Raw genomic sequence first — 20,935 nt, forward strand, 5'->3', positions numbered from 1 at the left:
AAATCGGTGCTGCGCAAGGTCGCGATGACCTACAATTTTGCCGGGCAGCAGGACGTCAGCGAGCCGAGCGCGCCGTCGGCGGAAATCGTACCGATTCATGAATCCACGATGCCGTCGCTGATCAATCACACGTTAACCTATGCGCAGAACAAGCTGGCCGACAGCGAATGCGATGTGATCGTCTTGGGCGGCGGCGAGGAGATCATCGATCAGTTCCCGCAGGCTGGCGAGATGGTGGTGACGCGCCAGAAGATTTTCCTGCTGACGGATACCTATCAGATCACGATGCCCGACATGAACGGCTGGACGCGCAAGGAGGTCAGCGGCTTCTGGAAGGCCAGCGGTCTGCCGGTCAAGATCGAAGGCTACGGCAAGGTCGTTTCCCAGAATATTCCGCCGGGGACGCTGGTCAACAAGCAGACGGCAATCGAGGTCGTGCTGCAGGAATAGACGTTTCATCCTTTACAAACAAAGAAAGATCCGCATGAGCGCGGGTCTTTTTTCATAGGATGAAACAGAGGTGATCGGATGCTGAGTACGCGGATAAAAAAACGCATCGATAAAATCGTGATCGGCGGCACGGTCATTTTTGCCTTGATCATCGGCAAGCTGGCTTACGTTCAGATTCTGGATCGGGAAACGCTGTTTTCCAAAGCGCAGGATTTATGGGAGCGGGATTTTCCGGTGTCCGGGCTGCGCGGGAATGTTCTGGACATCAACGGCGAAGTGCTGGCGACGGATATTCCTTCGACCTCGGTCATGGTTGTTCCGGCCCAGATCACCGATCCCGACAGCACCGCCCAGCAGCTGGCGGATATTCTGGAAACAGAAAAAGAGAACATCTATAAGCAGATCACCCGCAAGGTTTCGACCCAGCGGATCGTCCCTTATGGCCGGCTGATTTCCAACGAACAGGCCAAGGCGATCGACCATCTGGATCTGACCGGCGTGTATCTGGTGCAGGACTCGCTGCGCTATTATCCCAACGGCGCCTACCTGGCGCAGGTGCTCGGCTTTACCGGCGTGGACAATCAGGGGCTGGCCGGACTGGAGCTGCAATATGAGGAAATTCTAAAGGCGAATAAGGGAAGTATGAAAATTCCATTCGACGCGAAGGGTCATCCGGTGAAAATCTATTCCGAGCGCTATGAAGCGCCGGGCCAGGGAATGGATGTCATGCTGACAATCGACACGCGGATTCAAAGTATTCTGGAGCGTGAGCTGAACAATGCGATGGAACGTTACAACCCGGATTCTGCCTGGGGACTGGCGATGAATCCCAACACCGGCGAGATTCTGGCGATGGTGTCGAAGCCGGACTTTGATCCCAATCATTACCAGGATTACGACGAATCCGTCTACAACCGCAACCTGCCGGTCTGGATGAGCTACGAGCCGGGTTCAACGTTTAAGACGGTGACGTTTTCCGCGGGGCTGGAGGAAGGACTGTTCGATATGGAACACGACGGCTATTACGACCGCGGTTATGAAATCGTCGAAGGCGCGCGCTTAAAGTCGTGGAAAGCCGGCGGTCATGGTCAGCAGACCTATATGCAATGCCTGCAGAATTCGTCCAATCCCTGCTTTGTGCACATCGCCCAGATGCTGGGCGGCGATAATCTGAGTAAATATCTTGATGCCTTCGGCTTCGGTCAGAAAACCGGCGTCGATCTGCCGGGCGAGGCCAAGGGCATCCTGTTCAATACCGACGACTGGGGGCTGCTGGAACAGTCGACGACGGGTTTCGGCCAGGGCATTTCCGTCACGGCGATTCAGCTGGTCACGGCTTTCTGCGCGATCGTCAATGGCGGGACGCTGTACCAGCCATATATCACCAAGGCGATCCTGCATCCGACAACCAAGGATCCGATCGTAGAGGTCAAGCCCAACGCCGTGCGCCAGGTCATCAGCGAGGACACCAGCTTCAAGATGCGCTACGCGCTGGAAAGCGTCGTGGCGTTAGGCGGGGCGAAGGGGGCGTATATCGACGGCTACAAGATCGGCGGCAAGACCGGAACCGCCCAGAAGGCGAAGGACGGTGCGTATCTGAGCGGCGAGTACATTCTGTCGACGATCGCCGCGGCTCCGATCGACGATCCGCAGATCGTCGTGTATATCGCGCTGGATGCGCCGAAGTCCAACATTCAGTACGGCGGCACCGTCGTTTCCCCAATCGTGCGCAACGTGCTGGAAGATGTGCTGACGCTCTATGAGGTCAAGCGAACCGACGATCAGATGGCGAAGATCAAGCTGTGGACCGATCCGGTGACCATCGAGGTCGGCGATTATATCGGCAAGGAATACAAAAAGGTGAAAAACGAAAATCTGAAGCTGGTCAAGATCGGCGAGGGCGATGTCGTCGTTGACCAGCTGCCGAGTCCGGGGGTGAAAATTGATGAACAAGGCACAGTCTGGCTCTACTGCCCGGCGGCGTCGGCTGAATGAGCTGCTGCGGGTGATTGGCATTGAAACGGAAAACACGACGGAGCTGACCGCACTCAGCGATCGGGCGCAGGAAATCGGCCGGGACGGGTTGTTTGTCGCGCTGCGGGGCGACCGCGCGGATGGGCGGCAATGGGCTGACGCGGTGCGCTCGCGCGGCGGGTATGTGCTCAGCGATCAGCCGGGGGAACGGACGATCGTGCATCCCGATCCGCGCGCGGTCTATCCGCTGCTGCTGCAGGCATATTACGATTATCCGGCGCTGAAGCTGACGATGATCGGCGTGACCGGCACCAATGGCAAAAGCACGGTTACCCAGCTGCTTTACGACATGTTAAGCGGTGCCGGACGGCGCTGTTGTCTGATCGGCACCGGGCGGATTGTGATCGGCGATGAAGTTCGCTTCAGTCCGAATACAACGCCCGATCCGCTGACGTTAACGCGCTTGCTGGACGAAGCGGTGAGGCGGGGGATCGATACTGTGATCATGGAGGTCAGCTCCCAGGCGCTGGCGATGCACCGGGTCGACGGGCTGTTGTTCGATCTGGCGGTGCTGACGAATCTGAAACAGGATCACCTGGATTATCACAAGACATTAAAAGCGTATCAGCGGGCGAAATTCATGTTGTTTGAGAAGCTGAAAGAGAAAGGGACGGCGATTTTGAATCAGGACGACCCGGTGACGCAGCGCTGGCTGAGTCAGCTGCACCGGCCGGTGTTTACCTATGGCCGGGACAGCGTCAATTTCCGGATTCATCCGGTCGCGGAAACGCTGGATTCGATCACGTTTGATCTCAACGGCCACCGTGTGGAAGCGCCGCTGGCCGGGGCGTTCAACATGCGCAACCTGACGGCGGCGCTGGCCTGCGGGTTCGCGCTGGATATCCCCTGGGCAGCGATGCTGGAATTCGCACATCACGCAGCGTTGCCGGAAGGCCGGATGGAAATCGTATGCCGGCAGCCGGTGCTGGCTGTTGTGGATTATGCGCACACCGCCAGCGCGCTGGAAGCGATGCTGAAGCACTGGCGGAAGGTGGCGGATCAGCGACATACCCGCTTAAGCGTGGTGTTTGGCTGCGGCGGGGACCGGGAGGCGGATAAACGCCCGCTGATGGGCCGGATTGCCTGCGCCTACGCTGATCAGGTCGTCTTGTGCGACGACAATCCGCGCACCGAGGATCCGGATCGAATTTTGGCGCAGATTGCGGCAGGGTGCGACGGCTCTCAGAAAATCATCCGCGACCGGGCGGAAGCGATAAAATTTGTACTCGACGGCGCGCAAACTGATGATATAATAGTAGTCGCTGGAAAAGGCGGGGAAACCTCCCTGATCCAGGACACGGCAAAGACTTGCCCTAACGACCGCCTGTTGATCGAGCGGTATTTCGGGTAAGCGGGGAGGACAGAAACATGTTTTTAACACTGGTCGGCGCTTTTGGAATCAGCCTGATCGTCGTGCTTGCGACGATGCCGCTGCTGATCTCCTATCTACATAAAATCAACTACAACCAGACCGTCAGCGAATATTCGTTAGAAGAATACAAACAAAAACAGAAGACGCCGACGATGGGCGGCATCGTGTTCGTGCTGACGCCGTTAGCCGTCACGCTGCTCCTGCAGCCGGGGGCGATCCGCGACCTGCAGGCGATGATCGTGATGCTGGCGTATGTCGGCTACGGCCTGATCGGCTTTCTGGACGATTATATCATCGTGATCCGGCAGAACAACGAAGGCCTTAAGCCGCAGTACAAATTCTTTTTGCAGCTGGTCTTGGCAGTGTTGTTTTTCTTCATGTACCGTCAAAATGCGTCGACGGATGTGATCCTGCCGTTTCTTGAATGGGTGATTCCGTTAGGCGGGCTGTATATGCTTTTGGTGTTCTTCATGTTCACCGGCGCGTCCAACGCCGTTAATCTGACGGATGGCATGGATGGTCTGGCCGCGGGATGCAGCTTTTTGGCCTTCGCGCCGTTTGTGATGTTCGCTCTGCAGCAGGACAAGCTGGCGATCGCGACGTTTATCATGGCGGTGATGGGGTCGCTGCTGGGCTTTTTGAAATACAATTCGCATCCGGCGAAGATCTTCATGGGCGATACCGGCTCGCTGGCTTTGGGCGGGGCGCTGGCTGCCGTCGGGATGATTTTGAAGCAGGAGATCGCCGTTGTGGTGATCGGCGGGGTGTTCGTCTGGGAAACGCTGTGCGTCATCATCCAGATTTCATCGGTGAAGCTGCGCGGCAAACGCGTGTTCCGCTACACGCCGATTCATTACAGCTTCGTTTTAGGCGGTATGCGCGAGACACAGGTCGTTCTGATGTTCTGGATTTTACAGCTGGTCTGCACAGTGGCCGGCTTTCTGATTGGAGTGTTGTAAAATGAAGGTTTTAATCATCGGCGCGGCCCGCAGCGGGACGCAGGCGGCGTATTTGCTGGCAAGTCATCATCATGCGGTCACGATCACCGATATGAAGCAGATCGATGCGAAACGCGAACTGGAAGAAGCCGGAGTTCAGGTCCTGGATCACGGACATCCGGAATTTTTGAAAATGGAAAACTGGGATCTGATCGTCAAGAATCCGGGGATTCCTTATCATGCGCCGTTCGTGCAGTATTTCGTAGAGAAAAAGGCACGGATTGTCAATGAAATCGAGGTGGCTTCGTGGTTTACCGATCAGTTTACCTATGGCGCCGTGACCGGCACCAATGGCAAAACCACGACGACGACGCTGTTAGGCGAGCTGCTGAAATGCAAGCGTCCCAATGCCCGGACAGCGGGCAATATCGGCGTGCCGTTATCGGAAATCGTGCGGGAACAAGGTGATCAGAAGACCGACGTGGCGCTGGAGGTCGCGGCCTTTCAGCTGGTCGCGATGGAAAAGTTCCATCCGGCGGTGTCCGTCTGCATGAATCTGACGCCGGATCACCTGGATTATTTCGGTTCGCTGGACGCCTATTATGACGCCAAGATGCTCGTTTGGAAAAATCAGACCGGCGACGACTGGTTTTTAGTCAATCTCGACGATCCGGAAATCGTCAAACGCTGCGCGGAGCTGCCGTGCCGCAGGGTGACGTTCTCGCTGGATCAGCCGGCCGACGTCTGTGTAAAGCAGGATCAGGTCTGGCTGTTTGACCAGCCGCTGTTTGCGCTGAGCGATCTGCATCTGCCGGGCCGGCATAACCTGCAGAACGCAATGGTGGCCGCAGCGATGGCGGTCAAGCTGGGCGTGGACGCGGATCAGATCCGCGAAGGCATCCGCGCGTTCAAGGGCGTCGAGCATCGGATCGAATTCGTGGCGGAAATCCGCGGGGCGCGGTATTACAACGATTCCAAGGGGACCAATGTTGACGCGACGACGGTCGCTCTGAAGGCCTTTGAGAAACCGGTGATTCTGCTTGCCGGGGGCTATGATAAAAAGACCGGCTTCGACGGTCTGAAGCCGGTTCTGGACCGGGTCGCGACGATGATCGTGTATGGCGAAACCCGCGGTCAGCTCAAGGCGCTGCGGCCGGATGCGATCGTGGTGGAAACGCTGTCGGAGGCCGTCGAGCAGGCCTATCAGCTGGCGAAGGCCGGCGATATCGTGCTGTTGTCGCCAGTCTGCGCCAGCTGGGATCAGTTTACCGATTATGAACAGCGCGGCCGTCAGTTCAAGGAACAGGTGCTGGCGCTGGCCCGGCAAGCCGGCGAGTAAACTGAGATCCTCAGCGATCCGCTTGGAATACCGAAGCCGGTCGGCGGCAACCCGCTCGTCCGGAAACGAATGACGAATAAACCGATTTCAAGTTCAGACTTTAGAATTTCCTGTAAAATAAAAAAGATCCGCCGTCCAGCGCTTGATCGCGAATAGCTCAGGGCCGCAGTCCTGGTTTTGCGATGCATTGCTTTAACGGCGGATTTTTTTGCTGCTCATAACCGATCACGCCTGAACCGAATCAACGGTTCAAATAGTCGCAGACGGCGCAGAGGAACTCGGCGTTGGAAGGCCGGCCTTGATCCGGATTGACGGAATAACCGAAAATCTCGCGGATCAACGTCGGATTTCCACGCAGCCAGGCCCGCTCAATCGCGCAGCGGATGTTCTTTTCTACACGGCCATTGGTGCTGTCAAATTTCTCGGCAATCATTGGATATAATCCGCGGTCCAGATTCTTGAGCAGGTGCGGCTGTTTCGCGAGCATGTTCATCGCGAATTCCAAGAACCGGTAACCGGAAAGACTGCTGGGCATGCCTAATTCGTGAAGCAGCTGAGCCGGCCGGCTTAACTGCGGCCGTTTGTGATTTCCGGGCACCCGGAATAACTCGCTGACGCAATAAAAAAGTCTGTGATGAAGCACAGCGTTTTCACAAATCGTATTCATGCTGAAAAAGTCATAACTCATATCCCTGGCACCCTCTTTTCTCCTGACTTGTTTGGAATCAGAATAAAAACAGAGGTCTGGCTTGCAGAAATGATAAAAAACGGTGCCATTTCAGATTACACTCTTTTTGTAGGCTTGTCAAAGGTTTAACCGGAAATTTGGGAAAAGAATATTTGTAATTTCACAGACTTTCAGATAAGATAAGACTGTGAAAATGAGGGATGAAACATGAAACAACAACGTCAGTTTCCGACGGTGACCGTGACGAAAAAAGCGCAGCGCAGCCTGCAGGAAGGCCATCCGTGGGTTTACGGCGGCGAAGTCATCGAAGTCAAAGAAACGGCGGACGGGCAGCTGTGCGACGTCGTCAATGAGAAGGGAACCTATCTGGGGACAGGGTTCTACAATGCCCAGTCGCTGATCCGCGTGCGGATTGTTTCGCAGAACGCCAACGATGGGTTCGACGAAGCGTTCTGGCGCCGCCGGATCGGGTACAGCCTGGATTACCGCCGGATTGTCATGGGCGAGGATTTCGGCTGCTGCCGGCTGATTTTCGGGGAAGCTGATCACTTCCCGGGCTGGACGGTCGATCGTTTCGGTCCGGTGCTGGTCAGCCAGATCATGTCGCTGGGGATCGAACGGATCAAGGATCAGCTGTTTGCCCTGTTGTGGGAAGAAATGGAAAAACGCGGTCAAACGGTCGCGGGAATTTACGAGCGCAACGACATCGCACTGCGCAAAAAGGAAGGCCTGACGGAAAGCACGGGCTGGGCCGCCGGCTTCCCGCATCCTGAGAGCACGACGACGCAGATCGTGGAAAACGGAATCCGCTACGAGGTTGATTTTGGCGAGGGGCAGAAGACGGGGTTCTTCCTCGATCAGAAATACAACCGTCAGGCAGCTGCCCGGCTGGCGAAGGGAAGGACGGTGCTGGACTGCTGCACGCATACCGGATCGTTCGCGCTGAATGCGGCGAAGGCCGGGGCAGCGCGGGTAATCGCCGCCGATATTTCCGCCAGTGCCTTAGCCAGTGCCAGACACAACGCGCAGCTCAACGGTTTGGAAGCGGTGATGGAGTTTGTGCAGGCCGACGTTTTCGATCTGTTAGCGGATCCGAAGTGGAAGGCGCAGGGCGTCGATTACATCATTCTCGATCCGCCGGCGTTTACCAAATCCCGCAAAACGATCCGCAACGCCTATCAGGGCTATTGCCAGATCAACACGCTGGCGATGAAGCTTTTGCCGCGGGGCGGGCTGTTCGCAACGGCGTCGTGTTCGCATTTTATGGAGGACGCGATGTTTGAGGCAATGCTGCAGGAAGCCGCGCGGAATGCGAAGGTTGAGCTGCGGCAGATCGAGGTCCGGCATCAGGCGCCCGATCATCCCATTTTAATGACCGTACCGGAAACCCGGTATCTTAAATTTTATTTATTCCAGATTGTGTGACGAAAGGAGAAGACAAACATGAAGGAAATTATGGACGCCAGCTCCATGAAGCGTTCGTTAGTGCGCATGGCGCATGAAATTGTAGAAAAAAACAAGGGTGTGGAAGGACTGGTGCTGGTCGGCATCAAGACCCGCGGCGAATTTTTGGCGGAGCGTTTGAAACAGATGATCGATCAGTTTGAGGAATGCGATATTCCCTGTGACAGCCTCGATATCTCTTCGTGGCGCGACGACATTGAACGCGGCGAGGTTCAGCCGCCGGTATTGGGCGTGCCGGTGCAGGACAGAATCGTGATTCTGGTCGACGATGTCTTGTATAAAGGCCGGACAGTGCGTGCGGCGATGGACGGCATCATGCATTTCGGCCGGCCGCGGGCGATTCATCTGGCGGTGTTGGTTGACCGTGGACACCGCGAGCTGCCGATCCGCGCCGATTATGTCGGCAAGAACGTGCCGACTTCGCTCAATGAGGATGTGAAAGTGCTGGTCAGCGAAACGGATGGCCAGGACGGAGTCTATATCAGTTAGAAGGAAAAGAGGAAGCGCAATGAAGAAGATGAACGAACAAATCCTGGCGGATTACGCTCAGCAGCTGCTGGGAATCGACAGCCCGACCGGCTTTACCCAGCATGCGATCGCCTGGATCGAGGAACAGGTTCAGGCGTTAGGCTATACCTGTTATCGCAATGCCAAGGGCAATCTGATTGTGGAGATCGAAGGCCCGGCCGATCAGCCGGTTGTTGCGGTGAGTGCGCATACCGATACGCTGGGGCTGATGGTCCGCGCGATTAAAAAGGACGGCAAGCTGGCGTTTACGCGGCTGGGCGGACCATGCCTGCCGACGCTGGACGGCGAATACTGCCGCATCATCACACGCCAGGGAAAAGTCTATACCGGCACGATTCTGTCGACGGCCCCGGCGGTGCATGTCTATAAGGAAGCTTCCAGTCAGGAACGCTCGGAGGAAACGATGGAAGTGCGGATCGACGAGCTGGTCCGCAATGAAGAGGATGTGCGCCAATTGGGAATCCAGGCCGGGGATATCATCGCGATCGACCCGAAGACGACGATCACCCCGAGCGGTTTCATCAAATCTCGGTTTCTGGACGACAAGATTTCCGCCGCGATCTTTCTGACGCTGCTGAAAGCGCTCAAGGATGAAAATGTGACGCTGCCGCAGAAAACCTATTTCCTGTTCTCCACCTATGAGGAAGTCGGCCACGGCGCTTCGTGGATTCCGGGCGATGTCACGGAACTGCTGGCGGTGGATATGGGCTGCATCGGTACGGATCTGAGCTGTACTGAGACCGACGTATCGATCTGCGCCAAGGATTCCGGCGGGCCGTACGATTATCAGATGACCAGCCGGCTGATCGAACTGGCCCAGGCTCACCAGCTGCCGTATGCCGTCGATATCTATCCGTTTTACGGCAGCGACTGCGGCGCGGCGCTCAAGGGCGGCAACGATATCCGCGGGGCTTTGATCGGCCCGGGCGTGCATGCCAGCCACGGCATGGAACGGACGCACATGCAGGGCGTCAGCGCGGCTTACACGCTGCTGACGGCCTACCTGATCGAAAAATAAGCGGTATAAAACTGAATTTTAACGAAGAAACTCACTGCTTGCTTTGGACGATGCCAAACTTAGCGCTGCGGGTTTCTTTTTTTGCGGGCTGGGGGAAAACAGGTCAGTTCGTTTCCCTTATTCAAGGGCAGAACTAAAGGCGCATTTTCGAAAGAAGTATGGTAAACTATTCGGTATAGAATTGAGGGGGAGTCATAAGTGGACGCAATCTTGAACTTTTTCCGCTGGCAGGGGATGATCAAACCAGCTCAGATCCGCGGCGAAATACCAAGCAACAAAGCAATTTATAAGCGAACTTATCAAATCGCCTGGCCCAGCGCCGTCGAGAGTGTGCTGATCGCGCTGATCGGAGCGGTCGACCTGATGATGGTCGGCAACCTGGGTTCGGCGTCGATTGCGGCGGTCGGCATTACCAACCAGCCGAAATTTCTCGTGCTGGCGACGATCCTGGCGCTCAACACCGGGGTTACCGTGCTCGTTTCCCGCCGCAAAGGCGCAGGCCGGCAGGAGGAAGCGAATACGTATCTGCGCCAGGCGCTGCTGCTGAGCGTCGGGTTTTCTTTTCTGCTTTCCTTCTGCGGCGCGCTGTTCGCTCCGCAGATCCTGGCGTTTGCCGGGGCGACGCCGGATTATCTGGGCCTGGCGGTGACTTATTTCCGGATTATCATGTTTGGCAATTTCTTCTACTGCATCGGTCTGACGATTACCGCCGCTCAGCGCGGCGTCGGCAACACGCGGATTTCGATGGTCACCAACATTGCCGCGAATCTTGTCAACCTTGTGTTCAACGCGCTTTTGATCAACGGCCTGTTTTTCTTCCCCCGCCTGGAGGTGGCCGGTGCGGCGATCGCGACGGCGATCGGCAACATCGTTTCGTTTCTGATCGCGGTGTATTCCGTCACGCATACCGAGGGCTTCTTAAAGCTGCATCAGCGGCAGTCGTGGAAACCGGATCTCGCGGCGATCCGCGATCTTTACAACATCAGCTGGTCGGCGTTTGTTGAACAGATCTTTTTGCGCATCGGCTTTCTGATGTACGCCAAGGCGGTGGCGGGATTGGGCACGGTCGCATTCGCCGCGCATCAGATCGTCATGAACATCATGTCGATATCATTCTCCGTCGGCGACGGGCTGTCGATTGCCAATACGTCGCTTGTCGGGCAGAGCTTAGGCGCCAACCGCACGGACATGGCGATCATTTACGGCAAGGTCGCCCAGCGGATCGGCTTGATCCTGGCAATTCTCGTTTCCGGTTCGATCACGCTGTTCCGCGCCCAGCTGATGGCGCTGTTCACCAACGAGGCGGCGGTTATCCTGGCCGGGGAAACGCCGTTGATCATTCTTTCGGTCACCGTGCTGTTTCAGATCGTGCAGGTCATCATCGTCGGTTCGCTGCGCGGCGCGGGCGACGTCAAGTTTGTCGCGCTTCTGATGTTTGTCAGCGTGACCATCGTGCGGCCGGTTCTGACCTGGGTGCTGTGCTATCCGCTGAACCTGGGGCTAGCGGGAGCCTGGCTGTCGGTGTTCCTGGATCAGTTTACGCGGTATATCGTCAGCTACTGGCGCTTCCGCGAGGCGAAGTGGACGCGGATTCAAGTGTAGAGATTAGCGGGTGGAATTCACGGATTCCATCCTTTTTTGACGGCTGGTTTTCAGGGAAATTGTAAAGTTTAAATCACAAGTGGGAAAGCGCTTGGAAAAAACCGGTAAAAATCCGAAAGAAGCAGGAAGAAGTTGAAAATCGAGGTTTAAAAATCAAACCTTTTGTTTTATAATGGTAACGGTTAGAGAGTACAGGAGGTTTAACCATGACAAAAACTTTTATGTCCATGGATGGCAATACAGCTGCCGCTCATTGCGCGTATGCGTTCACTGAAGTAGCTGCAATCTATCCTATCACCCCATCCTCACCGATGGCTGAAGTCGTTGACGCATGGGCTACTCAGGGCCGTAAAAACATTTTTGACACGATTGTCAAAGTTGCGGAACTGCAGGCTGAAGGCGGTGCCGCGGGCGCGGTTCACGGCGCTCTGCAGGGCGGTGCGCTGGCGTCCACATTTACGGCAAGCCAGGGCTTACTGTTGATGATTCCAAATATCTATAAGATGGCCGGCGAACTGCTGCCAGGCGTTATCCACGTCGCAGCGCGTTCTTTGGCAACCCGTGCGCTGAGCATTTTCGGCGATCACAGCGACATTTATGCATGCCGTCAGACCGGCGCCTGCATGCTGGCGTCCCATTCCGTTCAGGAAGCAATGGATCTGGCCGGCGTCGCGCATTTAGCGGCGATCAAGGGTTCCGTACCGTTCCTTCATTTCTTTGATGGCTTCAGAACTTCTCACGAAATTCAGAAAGTCGAAGTCATGGATTATGAGTTCTTAAAGAGCCTGATCGACATGGACGCGGTTGAAGCGTTCCGTGCGAAGGCGCTGAACCCGCATACCAACGCGGTAACCCGCGGCGGTGCGGAAAACGACGACATTTATTTCCAGGGCCGCGAAGCGCAGAACCTGCATTATGAAGCGATCCCGGATATCGTTGCCGACTACATGAAGAAGATCAGCGAGCATACCGGCCGCGAATACGCACCGTTCACTTATTACGGCGCACCGGATGCGGAACGCATCATCATCGCGATGGGCTCCGTGACCGAAACGATTAAAGAAACGATCGACGAGCTGACCAAGCGCGGCGAAAAAGTCGGTCTGATCAAAGTTCATCTGTATCGTCCGTTCTCCGTGAAGTATCTGACAGCGGTGCTGCCGGCTTCGGTCAAGAAGATCGCAGTTCTGGACCGCACGAAGGAAATGGGCGCCCGCGAACCGCTGTACCTCGACGTTTTAGACGCGTTAAAGGGCATGGATCTGACGATCATCGGCGGCCGCTACGGCTTAAGCTCCCGCGATACGCAGCCGAACCAGATCAAGGCTGTTTATGACGAACTGGCGAAGGACGCTCCGAAGGCTGAATTCACCATCGGCATCAACGATGACGTGACACACCTGAGCCTGGAAGTCGATCCGGAATTCCATGTCGGCGCGGACTACACGTCCTGCCTGTTCTTCGGATTAGGTTCTGACGGTACCGTTTCGGCGAACAAGTCCTCGATCAAGATCATCGGCGACAACACTGATCAGTATGCGCAGGCTTATTTCCAGTATGACTCGAAGAAGGCCGGCGGCGTTACCCGCTCCCACCTGCGTTTCGGTCATTCCCCGATCCGTTCCACCTATTATATTGAAAACGCTGATTTCGTTTCCTGCAGCTTAGACGCTTACTGCTTCAAGTATGATATGGTCAGCTGCCTGAAGAACGGCGGAACCTTCTTACTGAACACGACGTTCTCCGCAGAGGAACTGCAGGATCACCTGCCGAACCGCATGCTGGCGCAGCTGGCGAAGAAGAACGCGAAGTTCTACATCATCGACGCGACCAAGATCGCTCAGGAAATCGGCATGGGCCGCCGGACCAACACGATCCTGCAGTCGGCATTCTTCGCGCTGAACGAACAGATCATGCCGTATGAAAAAGCGGTTGAGCTGATGAAGTACATGGCGAAGAAGTCCTACTCCAAGAAGGGCGACGAAATCGTCCAGCTGAACTACAAGGCAATCGACCAGGGCAAAAACGGTCTGGTTGAAATTGAAGTGAAGCCGGAATGGGCTGAACTGAGCTATGATTCCGGACGCAAGCTGACCGGTGACGAATACTTTGACAACCATGTCATGGCGATCAACTCTCTGGAAGGCTACGATCTGCCGGTATCCAACTTCATGAAGTACGATATCCTCGACGGCACGATCCACAACAGCGTTTCCTTCAAGGAAAAGCGCACGATCGCGGTTCAGGTTCCGACCTGGGATCCGAACAACTGTATCCAGTGCGGATTCTGCTCGTTCGTCTGCCCGCATGCGACCATCCGTCCGTTCTTACTGACTGATGAAGAAATCGCGAATGCGCCGATGGAATTCAAGACGATCCAGGCGATGGGCAAGGGCGTTGAAAACCTGAAATATCGGATCCAGGTTTCTCCGGCCAACTGCGTCGGCTGCGGTCTGTGCGTTGTTGAATGTCCGGGCAAGGGCGGCAACAAGGCGCTGAAGATGGTCGACATCAACGAAAAGCTGGGTCAGGAACCGCTGGCGGATTACCTGTTCAAGCACACCGAATACAAGACGAACTACTTCCCGGTTGACACCGTCAAGGGCTCACAGTTCGCAATGCCTTACTTTGAAATTTCCGGAGCCTGCCCGGGCTGCGGCGAAACACCTTACTATAAGCTGGCTTCTCAGCTGTTCGGCAAGGATATGATGATCGCCAATGCGACCGGCTGCTCGATGATTTACTGCTCCTCGACGCCATCGACTCCGTTCTCCAATGATGCGGAAGGCAACGGCGTCGCCTGGGCGAACTCCTTGTTTGAAGACAACGCTGAATACGGCTACGGCATGGCTTTAGCGCAGAACTTCAAGGAATCCCGTATCCTGTCGCTGATGGAAAACAACCTGGATTCCGTTGAACCGGAACTGAAGGCGGCTTTCGAGAAATATCTGGCGGCAGGCAACAACCGTGATGCACAGCGTGAAATCAAAGACGAAATCATTGCTGGTGTCAAGGCTTCCGCTAACGAAGCGGTCAAGGAACTGCTGGACTACGAACGCGACCTGGTCGGCAAGTCGATCTGGATCGTCGGCGGCGACGGCTGGGCTTATGATATCGGCTACGGCGGATTGGATCATGTCCTGGCGAACAACCTGAACGTTAACGTCCTGGTTCTGGATACCGAAGTTTACTCCAACACCGGCGGACAGGCTTCCAAGTCTTCGCAGTCGGCAGCGATCGCGAAGTTCGCAGCCGGCGGCAAGAGCACCGCGAAGAAAGACCTCGGTCAGATCGCGATGGCTTACGGCCATGTCTATGTCGCTTCCGTTTCGATGGGCGCGAACCGGGCTCAGACGCTGAAAGCCTTCAAAGAAGCTGAAAGCTACGATGGACCATCCCTGATCATCGCTTACGCTCCATGTGCTGAACACGGCATTAAGGGCGGTCTGGCGAACCATCAGAAAGTTCAGGCTAAGGCTGTTGAATGCGGCTATACCGTTCTGTACCGTTTCGATCCGCGCAACGAAGAACATCCGTTAACGATCGATTCCAAGGAACCGAACTGGGATCTGTTCCAGGCGTTCCTGCTGAACGAAACTCGTTACAGCCAGCTGCCGAAGCTGAAGGGCGAAAAAGCATACGAAATGTTCGAAAGAACAAAGAAGGATGCGCAGCGCCGTTATACACGCTTAGTCAAGCTGTCGGAAGAATAAGCTGAAACTTGCATAGAAAGCTGACCCTCATTTTGAGGGTCGCTTTTTTTGTTCCAGCGGCTGAAGAAATTCAGCTGTGAATTCATCGGCGCTTGATTTCAAAATACTGAATCCGGATAAAACACGTTCCGCTTGCCGGGAAACGCATAAGACAATGTCGGCCGGATGTCTAGGGTTAAGGATGAAAACCGCGGAAAGGCTTGATAATTGATAGGGTTTTCATTATACTTGATAGTGGATTCGAGGTATTGTACATGAAAGTATTGTTGTTTTTTGAAGGAGAAAAGGTGATCTCAACTTCCGGGATCGGCCGGGCGCTGAAGCATCAGAAGCAGGCGCTGACGATGGCGGGGATTGAGTACACGCTGGATCCGAACGATGATTTTGATATTTTGCACATCAATACGGTCGGACCGGCCAGCGCGGGGGTGATTGCCAAAGCGCACCGGGAAGGAAAACCGGTTATTTATCACGCGCATTCAACGGAAGAAGATTTCCGCAATTCGTTTGTGCTGTCCAATCAGATTGCACCGCTGTTTAAGAAGCACCTGGTTTCGCTCTATTCCAGCGCCGACGCAATCATTACGCCGACGCCCTATTCCAAGAGCTTGCTGGAAGGTTATGGCATCGACTTGCCGATTTATGCGGTGTCCAACGGCATCGACCTGGATCGTTTCAGCTACAATCCGGAAAAGGTCAAAGCGTATTACAAATATTTCAGCCTGAATGAAACCGATAAGGTTGTGTTGTCTGTCGGCCTGTACTTTGAACGCAAGGGACTGCCGGATTTCATTGAGGTGGCAAAGCGCTTGCCGCAGTATAAGTTTATCTGGTTCGGCTATACGCCGCTGATCTCCGTGCCGAAGAATATCCGCGAGCTGGTCGAGGATCATCCGGCTAACGTGATCTTCCCAGGCTATGTCAAAGGCGCGATTATCGAGGGCGCGTATGCCGGAGCGAATGCTTTTTTCTTTCCGTCTTACGAGGAAACCGAAGGCATCGTTGTGCTGGAAGCGCTGGCCGCTTCCCAACAAGTCATCGTCCGCGATATCGGGGTGTTCGATCCATGGCTGAAAGATCATGTGAACTGTTATAAAGGCCAGTCTGTAGACGAGTTTGTCGAGCTGATTGAAGGCGTCGTTGAGAAACGGCTGCCGTCGGTCTGCGATGAGGGCAAAAAGACAGCGCAGGAACGCAGTATCGCCAGCGTGGGTCAGCAGCTGAAAACCATTTATGAAACCGTGCTGGAAAACTACCGGCCGGCAACGATGTAAGGAGAGCCGAGCTCTCTTTTTCTTTCATTTGCCGGGGATTTCTTAAGAAAGAAAAAAGAATGACCGAAGGCGGTCTTAAGAGCGCGGAGCAGGAAGCCTTATTCCTTGTGTAACCTTGTTTTTCATTGTATAATAAGTTGACGAGGCTGAGGAAGTATGAAAAAAGCGCGAAACTATGTGATTAATATTCTGCTCATCGTAGGCTTCACAGCCGGAGTGCTGTGGTTTACCTTGAAGGATAATTTTAACGAAGTCATGGGGATTCTGCAGCAGGTGAATGCCGGCTGGCTGATCGTGATCATTGCGATTGCGATTCTTTATCAGTGTGTGATCGGCTGGATTCTGACGCAGCTGACGCGCATCAGCAATCCGCATTACAAGTTGAATTATGGGATTGTCAACGCCCTGGTGGCTTCTTTTTTCCATGGTGTGACCCCGAGCGCCTCGGGCGGTCAGTTTGCCCAGGTGTATGTGTTTAAGAAACAGGGCGTGCCGTTAAGTGATTCGGCAAGCGTGCTGTGGATGGATTTTATCGTGTACCAGTCGACGATGATCGCGTCGGTTTTCATTTTGATCCTGCTGCGGTTTCATCATTTCTACACCAACTATTCGCAGTTCTTTTTGCTTGTCCTGCTTGGCTTTCTGGTCAACAGCCTAGTGATCATCGGACTGTGGGCGCTAGTCCGGTTTCCAAAGGTTTACACATGGATCAGCACGACCGGTCTGAATCTGGGCTGCAAGTTGCATCTGGTGAAAAATCCGGAAAAAGCGCTGGCTTTATTAAAGGATCAGCTCGACCGGTTCGGCAGTGAAACCGCGAAGCTGAAAGGCCACCGGCCGCTGATTGTGAGAGTGACGCTGGCCAACTTTGTACGGCTGGGCCTGTATTACGCGATCCCGTTTTTCTGTGCGCAGGCGCTGGGCTTGAATGTCAGCCTTGATCTGATTATCGACTGCATGGCGCTGTCGGCGTTCGTGTCGATGATCAACGCGTTCATTCCGATTCCGGGCGCCAGCGGCGGTACGGAAGCCACGTATGTTTTGATGTTTTCAACGATCTTCGGAAAGCTGGGCGCGACCAGCTCGATGATTTTATGGCGGTTTGCCTCTTATTACTTTATGCTGATCCTGGGCGGTCTGACCTTTATCTGGGTTAAGAGCCGGCCGGCGATCGTTGTCGAACCGATGCAGGAGGAAAAGAAATGAGAATTGGATTATTTACAGATACCTATCTGCCTGATGTCAACGGTGTCGTTTCTTCTATCGTGACGCTGCAGCAGGAATTAGAAAAGAATGGTCATGACGTGTTCGTGATCACAACCCATCCGGGCTTGCTTCAGGTCCAGCGCGAAGGCAATGTGCTGCGGCTGCCGGGCGTGGAATTAAAGAGCTTGTACGGCTATGTGCTGACCAGTCCGATTCATTTCGCGGTGCTCAAGGATATCCGCGAGATGGAGCTGGATGTGATCCATGCCCATACGGAATTCGGTGTCGGGATCTTCGCCCGGATCGTAGCGAAGATGCTGCAGATCCCGCTGGTGTCGACGTATCATACAACCTATGAGGATTATACGCATTACGTCAACGTGTTTAATCTGGAAACGGTTGATAAGGTCGCAAAGAAGGCGGTCAGCAGCTTAAGCAAGCTGTATGGCGAGACGAGCACGGAACTGATCGCTCCATCCCAGAAGACCAAGGAAATGCTGCAGCGCTATGGGATTAAGAAGCGGATTCACGTGATTCCAACCGGACTGGATCTGCAGCGCTTTGACGCCCACCGCACGGATGCGGAAACGATCCGGCAGCGGCGTGAAGAGCTGATGGCGAATCCGGAAGAAACGCTGATTATTTTCGTCGGCCGGATCGCGAAGGAAAAAAGCATCGACTTTGTGATCGACGGGTTTACCTATTTAAAAGAAGCCGGGGTTCCGGTTCATTTTGCGGTGATCGGCGGCGGACCGGAGCAGGAAGTCTTACAGAGCCATGTGCATGAACTGGGGCTGGATTCAATGATCACCTTTGCCGGGAAGAAGCCGGCGGATCAGATCCCTTCCTACTACCATTGCGCGGACGCGTTTGTTTCCGCTTCCCTGACTGAAACCCAGGGTATGACTTACATCGAAGCGTTAGCCAGCGAACTGCCGGTTTTTGCCCGGCCGGATGAAGTGCTGGAAGATCTGGTGCTGGAAGGCCAGACCGGGTTCCTGTTTAAGAAACCTGAACAGTTTGCCGAGAAAGTACAGCTTTTTTTAGCGATGAGTGCAGAGGAGCGCGCCGCGATGAAGGCTGCCGCGAAGTCGCAGGTTGAAGTTTACGACAGCCGGATCTTCTATCAGAAGGTGCTGGAAGTCTATCAGAGCGCGGCGTCGGAATACCGCGAGATGTACCGGCTGGAATCGATCCGGCCGAAGGACGATTGCGTTGAGCTGAAGGTCTGTTCGCCCAACGACGAAATCCGGATTCTTGTTTCGCTGGAAACGTATTTCAACAAAGGGCTGCGTAAGGACGTGCTGATCAGCAGCGATGAGCTGGATGAACTGATCAGCGAGGAAGAGGCGGTGAAGGCGTATCAGAGCTGTCTGAAGCGGATCGCGGCGAAAGACCGCACGCGCAAGGAAATCTATGACTGGCTGACGCAGAACACGCAGCTGGATATCAAGCAGATCAACGAGATCGTTGAGAAGCTGGAAGAACGGGATCTGATCAACGACCTGCGCTATACGAAAAATCAGGTTTATAATCTGAAGCTTCTGATGCAGGGCAAAAACAAGATCAGCCGGACATTACGGAAGAAGGGCATTCCGTATGAGATGATTGAATCCGTGTTCGCCGACGAGGATGAACAGTCGGAGTTCCGCAATGCGTTGAAGTGGGCGCAGAAGCTGCAGCCGACGATCAAGGAAAAATCAGTGCGGATGAAGAAGAATATGATGAAATCCAAATTGATCGCTCAGGGCTTTGCGGTCGACGTGATCAACGAGGTCATGGACAACCTGAGCTTTGTCGAGGAAGAACGGGCCGAGCTGGAGAGCCTGCGCAAGACGGCGGCGAAAGCGAAGAAGCGGTATCAGTCGAAGTACAGCGGCACCAAGCTGCGCAATTACGTTTTCCGCTATTGTTCAGCCCAGGGCTTCGATGTCGAGGATATTTATTTAATTTTAAGTGAAATGGAGTGGGATGATGAATAAGAAAATCAGTGAGTTTAAGGAAGGAGAAAGCCTGACGCTGCCGCTTTTGCTTGTGCAGGTCACCAAGGGCGTGACGAGCAATGGTTCGCCTTATCTGTCTTTGACGCTGCAGGATAAATCCGGCACGATCGAAGGCAAGATCTGGGATGTGAAGGAAGAACAGGCGGCCGCCTGCGTTCCGGGGCGGGTCGGCGAGGTCAGCTGCGAGGTGCTGCGGTACCGGAATTCACTGCAGCTGCGCGTACACCGGCTGACGCCGATGGATCAGCAGAGTATTGAATTAAGCGATTATGTTATCGCTTCGGATATTCCCAAGGAGCTGTTGCAGCAGAAAATTCAGGACGCGATCAGCTCGTTGTCCAATCCGGTCTATAAGGGGATTGTCAGCGCGTTGTTCGAGGAATATGATAAGCCGTTCTTTGATTATCCGGCGGCGGCGAAGAACCATCACAACTTCGTCGGCGGCCTGGCGGTGCATGTCACCGGGATGGTCGATCTGGCGAATGAGATCGTCAAGCTCTATCCGCTGCTGGACCGGGATCTGTTGGTCAGCGGCGTGCTGGTTCATGATCTGGGCAAGCTGACGGAACTGTCCGGCCCGGTCATGACGGAATATACGCTGGAAGGCAAGCTGATCGGGCATATCTCGATCATGCAGGCGAAGATTATGGAAGTCGCCGTTCAGCTGGGCTGCGAAAAGAGCGAGGAAGCGATTTTACTGCGGCACATGGTCTTGTCGCACCACGGTCAGCTGGAATTTGGTTCGCCGGTCATGCCGATGGTTGCGGAGGCGGAAGTGCTGCATCTGATCGACAATCTGGACGCACGCATGAACACGCTGGATAAGGCCTATGCGCAGACGGAACCGGGCAGTTTCACTTCGCGTTTGTTCCCGATGGAAAACCGGGCGTTTTACAAGCCAAAATCGAAATAGAATGAAAAATTAGATGAAGTGGATTGAGGTCACGGATTGTTTTTTTGGAAAGTCAGAGACATGATAAAGGTAAGTGTTTGGCCTTGGATGAGGTGCTGGATGATACCGTCGAAGTCAGCTTGTTTTCGTCACCGGATGGGGTTTATGAAATTTATGTATCGTATGCGGGCATGGATGGGATTGTCTATGTGAATGAAGCGGACGTGTATCTGCGGCGGGAGGAAATCAAACGAGTCCTGGCTGAGGACTATCAGAAGAATAAAAAACCGTCAAATGAGTTTATTGTGGAATTCGCAGATAAATACAAACTGGAAATTCCGTTTGATCTTTATTTTGACGATTCCGCTTTGTTTTGTGAAGACTGAGGAGAATCTTACGGGATTCTCTTTTCTT

The 20,935-nt window shown here is 54.5% G+C and carries 16 protein-coding genes; 15 read left to right on the forward strand and 1 reads right to left on the reverse strand.

Going from position 1 to position 20,935, the window contains the following annotated elements:
• The 5 genes from HOLDEFILI_RS18320 to murD form a co-directional block, all read left to right on the forward strand.
• The coding region (locus tag HOLDEFILI_RS18320; RefSeq protein ID WP_006058891.1) for a PASTA domain-containing protein at positions 1-450 on the forward strand (450 nt) is incomplete at its 5' end.
• Between the two features lie 78 nt (positions 451-528).
• A complete protein-coding gene (locus tag HOLDEFILI_RS07190) occupies positions 529-2,445 on the forward strand; it encodes a penicillin-binding transpeptidase domain-containing protein (protein WP_006058892.1) in 1,917 nt (638 codons plus the stop codon).
• Positions 2,396-3,835, forward strand: coding sequence for a UDP-N-acetylmuramoyl-L-alanyl-D-glutamate--2,6-diaminopimelate ligase (locus HOLDEFILI_RS07195; protein WP_050766939.1), 1,440 nt, complete (start codon positions 2,396-2,398; stop codon positions 3,833-3,835). The genes HOLDEFILI_RS07190 and HOLDEFILI_RS07195 overlap by 50 nt, the downstream gene beginning before the upstream one ends.
• A gap of 17 nt (positions 3,836-3,852) precedes the next feature.
• Positions 3,853-4,815 carry a phospho-N-acetylmuramoyl-pentapeptide-transferase gene (gene mraY / locus HOLDEFILI_RS07200; RefSeq protein ID WP_006058894.1) on the forward strand — a complete coding sequence of 321 codons (963 nt, stop codon included), beginning with the start codon at positions 3,853-3,855 and terminating at the stop codon, positions 4,813-4,815.
• A gap of 1 nt (position 4,816) precedes the next feature.
• On the forward strand, positions 4,817-6,133 hold the full coding sequence (gene murD / locus HOLDEFILI_RS07205) for a UDP-N-acetylmuramoyl-L-alanine--D-glutamate ligase (protein WP_006058895.1): 1,317 nt from the start codon (positions 4,817-4,819) through the stop codon (positions 6,131-6,133).
• Positions 6,134-6,374: 241 nt separating this feature from the next.
• On the opposite strand, the gene HOLDEFILI_RS07210 is transcribed toward murD, so the two are convergent.
• On the reverse strand, positions 6,375-6,821 hold the full coding sequence (locus tag HOLDEFILI_RS07210; protein WP_006058896.1) for a sporulation initiation factor Spo0A C-terminal domain-containing protein: 447 nt from the start codon (positions 6,819-6,821) through the stop codon (positions 6,375-6,377).
• A gap of 207 nt (positions 6,822-7,028) precedes the next feature.
• Between HOLDEFILI_RS07210 and HOLDEFILI_RS07215 the strand changes: the two genes are divergently transcribed.
• From HOLDEFILI_RS07215 to HOLDEFILI_RS07260, 10 genes are all read left to right on the forward strand, one after another.
• The gene (locus HOLDEFILI_RS07215; RefSeq protein ID WP_006058897.1) at positions 7,029-8,246 is read left to right on the forward strand and encodes a class I SAM-dependent rRNA methyltransferase; all 1,218 of its coding nucleotides are present in this window, start codon (positions 7,029-7,031) and stop codon (positions 8,244-8,246) included.
• A gap of 18 nt (positions 8,247-8,264) precedes the next feature.
• A complete protein-coding gene (gene pyrR, locus HOLDEFILI_RS07220) occupies positions 8,265-8,774 on the forward strand; it encodes a bifunctional pyr operon transcriptional regulator/uracil phosphoribosyltransferase PyrR (RefSeq protein ID WP_006058898.1) in 510 nt (169 codons plus the stop codon).
• Between the two features lie 28 nt (positions 8,775-8,802).
• Positions 8,803-9,831, forward strand: coding sequence for a M42 family metallopeptidase (locus HOLDEFILI_RS07225; protein WP_039864499.1), 1,029 nt, complete (start codon positions 8,803-8,805; stop codon positions 9,829-9,831).
• 198 nt (positions 9,832-10,029) lie between these two features.
• The gene (locus HOLDEFILI_RS07230; protein ID WP_006058900.1) at positions 10,030-11,433 is read left to right on the forward strand and encodes an MATE family efflux transporter; all 1,404 of its coding nucleotides are present in this window, start codon (positions 10,030-10,032) and stop codon (positions 11,431-11,433) included.
• A gap of 206 nt (positions 11,434-11,639) precedes the next feature.
• Positions 11,640-15,146, forward strand: a complete 3,507-nt coding sequence (gene nifJ, locus HOLDEFILI_RS07235) for a pyruvate:ferredoxin (flavodoxin) oxidoreductase (RefSeq protein ID WP_006058902.1) — start codon at positions 11,640-11,642, stop codon at positions 15,144-15,146.
• A gap of 254 nt (positions 15,147-15,400) precedes the next feature.
• Entirely contained in the window at positions 15,401-16,420 is a 1,020-nt protein-coding gene (locus tag HOLDEFILI_RS07240) for an LTA glycolipid anchor biosynthesis glycosyltransferase, IagA/BgsA family (protein WP_039864273.1), read from the forward strand.
• Between the two features lie 156 nt (positions 16,421-16,576).
• Positions 16,577-17,626, forward strand: a complete 1,050-nt coding sequence (locus tag HOLDEFILI_RS07245; protein WP_006058904.1) for a lysylphosphatidylglycerol synthase transmembrane domain-containing protein — start codon at positions 16,577-16,579, stop codon at positions 17,624-17,626.
• Complete coding sequence (locus tag HOLDEFILI_RS07250) at positions 17,623-19,608, forward strand: glycosyltransferase (protein ID WP_006058905.1); 1,986 nt, start codon at positions 17,623-17,625, stop codon at positions 19,606-19,608. The genes HOLDEFILI_RS07245 and HOLDEFILI_RS07250 overlap by 4 nt, the downstream gene beginning before the upstream one ends.
• Entirely contained in the window at positions 19,601-20,542 is a 942-nt protein-coding gene (locus HOLDEFILI_RS07255) for a 3'-5' exoribonuclease YhaM family protein (RefSeq protein ID WP_039864277.1), read from the forward strand. The genes HOLDEFILI_RS07250 and HOLDEFILI_RS07255 overlap by 8 nt, the downstream gene beginning before the upstream one ends.
• Positions 20,543-20,586: 44 nt before the next feature.
• Entirely contained in the window at positions 20,587-20,907 is a 321-nt protein-coding gene (locus HOLDEFILI_RS07260; RefSeq protein WP_006058907.1) for a hypothetical protein, read from the forward strand.
• Positions 20,908-20,935 lie beyond the last annotated feature (28 nt).

This window comes from Holdemania filiformis DSM 12042, from assembly GCF_000157995.1.
GTDB lineage: Bacteria > Bacillota_I > Bacilli_A > Erysipelotrichales > Erysipelotrichaceae > Holdemania > Holdemania filiformis.